Below are 3,211 nucleotides of genomic sequence, written 5' to 3' on the forward strand. Positions count from 1 at the left end.
ATACATAAACATTACTATTTAGGTATAAATGTAAATATTGATGTAATATGCAATATATCAAGAAACATAACTATATTAATGCATACTAAAATCCCGCATAAAATGTCTTCAAGTTTACTATTAGTTTTAATTTTCCCTAAGGAAAATTTCTTTTTACTTAATGGATAAAACCAAGGTAATCCCCCTATTGTAAAACTATCCAAAATTAAATGAGATAATACACCGAAAAATACTCCCTTTATTCCTAATAGAAATAACTTATTTATCATCATTCCACTACTAGCTGAATATAGAAGTAAGTACATTAGAGGCGCATGAAATAATTTCCTGTGTCCAGCCAATTTGTTTATGGTTTTTGAGATGACTTTAGTCTTTCTACCAATATAACTGCTCCTATGATCGATGTCTGGAAGTATACTTCCAATAAGCGCCCCACCCACAAATGCTGCGCTTGTTATTATTGGACTATTTGTCATTTGAGAACTAAAATATAGTCCGGTCAGTATACCACCATTTATATGTGTTTTATAATTCATTTAATGTATTCCTACCTTCGTATTATACTTAATTTTTTCTTTAGTAATGATATTATTACTTTTTATTTAATAATAAAATTCCACTAAAATAATAATTATTCTAGCGGAATCCTATTTTAACATATATTATATAAAGAAATCAAATTCAAAACTTATTTACTCTTGATAAATTTCATTTCTCATTACTGTTACTCTTATCAGAACAAATCTTTTCTGCCTTGCAGCCATTACAGCCACAATTACATTTTCCTTTTGAAGAGTTTCTTAATGATTTAAATATTATAAAGCCAGCAAAACAAACTATTAAAGCTGTCACTATTATTTCTATCATTTTATCTCCACCTACCTCACTTAATATCAGCTTTTCAAGGTCTAAATATATTATAGAATCAGTAAATTTAATTAGATGCTAAACAAACATATTATTCATTTTCAAAAACAGATGAATCACATTAAATATTGAACCACCTAAATTATATACAAAGAAAGCAGCAATCCAAGCAACTATTAATTGAAATACTACAGAGAAAACAGTCATTTTAGTACCGTATTCTTTATACATAGTTCCTATTGTAGATATACATGGAGTATATAATAATATAAAAACTAAGAAAGCATAGGCAGAAATACTTGTAAAATGAGTTGGAAGTATTTCAGACAAATCTCCTGCAAATATTACTTGCATAGACGCTAAAACAGATTCTTTTGCAAGTAGTCCTGATAAAAGGGATACAGCTGATTGCCAATTACCAAAACCCAAAGGTGCAAATACAGGTGCTATCACACTGCCAATTGATGCTAAAATACTCTCATCAACAACATCTACCATACCATGAAGATTAAAGTTTGACAAAAACCATACCACAACACTCATTGCAAAAATAATAGTTGACGCTTTTTGTAAAAAGCCCATGGCTTTATCTTCTGTTTGTTTGTAAATTGATGATATCTTTGGCATTTTATACTCAGGAATTTCGATTATAAAAGGCTCTTCATCCTTTTTAAAATATGTATTTTTAAATAAAATACCGAGTAAAAATGCAACAACAACTCCAAGGAGGTATAATGACGATACAACTAACCCTCTATGGGATGTGAAAAATACTGAAGCAAAAACTGTGTAAACAGGTAATCTAGCATTACAAGACATAAACGGAACAAGTAAAGCCGTTAATTTTCTATCCTTTTCACTTTCAAGTGTTCTCGCTGTCATTATTGCTGGAACCGTACACCCAAAACCTATAATCATTGGAATAAAAGCTTTACCAGAAAGCCCCATTTTTCTCATTAGCTTATCCATCATGAAAGCGACTCTTGCCATATATCCACTGTCTTCTAAAATAGTTATACATATAAATAAAACTAAAATTATTGGTAATAGTACTAGTATTCCTCCAACACCTGAAATTATTCCATCAACGATCAATGAACTAAACCAAGGTGATGTACTAGAAAGCAACAATCGTGCATATGGTATAAGATTATCGTTTAGGGCTGAATCCAAAACATCAGACAAAGGTTGTCCTACCCAAGAAAATGTTAGCTGAAACATTAAAGCCATCAAGAGTAAAAAAATCGGGTATGCTAAAATTGGGTGTAATACATATTTATCCAATTTTTCAGTAATAGTTTTTGTATTTTTATCTTTTATGGTCACACATGAATCCATTACACTTTCAATAAATTTGTATGCTTCTTTCTCAGAAGAAAAGTTAAATTTAGTCTTATTTAGATTATTTATAAAATCTCCTTGCTTTAATCTTTCTTCTATTTTATCAATCCCAATATTTTTTCCCGCGATTATTGGAATTACTTCTACCTCTAACTCTTTTGATAATTTCTCGTAATCTATAACTATTCCTTTGCTTTCACATACATCTATCATATTTAAAGCTAATATTATTGGTTTATTAAATTGTTTAAGCTGAGTTGTTAGATATAAATTTCTATTTAGATTAGAAGCATCTACAATATTTAAAATTAAATCTACATCCCCATCTTCCAAAAAACTTTTTGATACCTTTTCCTCATTAGAGAAGGTATCCATAGCATATATTCCTGGTAAATCTACGATTTTAATTTCTCCAGAAAGATAGCCTTCCTTTTTATCAACCGTTACACCTGGCCAATTACCGACATATTGATTTGATCCAGTAAGAGCGTTATATAACGTGGTTTTTCCAACATTAGGATTACCAAGTAAAGCTACGTTTATCATGATTTTACTTCTCCCCTATTTTGCTAATAATCATATTAGAATTTAAAGCCTATACTATATCAAGTATACTGCCTATAATTTCTTTAATAATATATTTTTTGCATCTTTTTTTCTTATAGCTAAATCAAATCCTCTAAAATTTATAATTATTGGATCCCCTAGTGGAGCTGTTCTTCTTAGCTCTACCTCTGTCCCCTCAATACATCCTAAAGCAAATAATCTTTTTACTAATTTCGTATCCCCGTTAATAGATGAAATAATTCCTTTTTCTCCTGGGTTTAAACTGCAAATACTCATTATAACGACACCTCCTAATTGAAATTATTTATCATATAATTAAGAATATCATTATTGTCTGAATTTAGCAATATTATTAGTGTTATTTTAAATAATTTTTCTAGTATATTTATTCGATATTTACAGATAAAATTATCTTTTTTATATTACCTTTTACTAC

The 3,211-nt window shown here is 29.1% G+C and carries 4 protein-coding genes; all 4 read right to left on the reverse strand.

Annotated features, from left to right (window positions below; translation table 11 throughout):
• Positions 1–14: 14 nt before the first annotated feature.
• The 4 genes from CLCHR_RS24015 to CLCHR_RS24030 all read right to left on the reverse strand — a co-directional run bounded on the left by CLCHR_RS24015 (position 15) and on the right by CLCHR_RS24030 (position 3,051).
• Positions 15–536 (reverse strand): metal-dependent hydrolase, encoded by a 522-nt coding sequence (locus CLCHR_RS24015; protein ID WP_079442455.1) that lies wholly within the window; start codon positions 534–536, stop codon positions 15–17.
• Positions 537–708: 172 nt separating this feature from the next.
• Positions 709–867 carry a FeoB-associated Cys-rich membrane protein gene (locus tag CLCHR_RS24020; protein ID WP_079442456.1) on the reverse strand — a complete coding sequence of 53 codons (159 nt, stop codon included), beginning with the start codon at positions 865–867 and terminating at the stop codon, positions 709–711.
• Positions 868–945: 78 nt separating this feature from the next.
• Positions 946–2,754, reverse strand: coding sequence for a ferrous iron transport protein B (feoB, locus tag CLCHR_RS24025; RefSeq protein WP_079442457.1), 1,809 nt, complete (start codon positions 2,752–2,754; stop codon positions 946–948).
• A gap of 72 nt (positions 2,755–2,826) precedes the next feature.
• The gene (locus tag CLCHR_RS24030) at positions 2,827–3,051 is read right to left on the reverse strand and encodes a FeoA family protein (protein WP_079442458.1); all 225 of its coding nucleotides are present in this window, start codon (positions 3,049–3,051) and stop codon (positions 2,827–2,829) included.
• Positions 3,052–3,211: the final 160 nt, after the last annotated feature.

The organism is Clostridium chromiireducens (genome assembly GCF_002029255.1).
Taxonomy (GTDB): domain Bacteria; phylum Bacillota; class Clostridia; order Clostridiales; family Clostridiaceae; genus Clostridium; species Clostridium chromiireducens.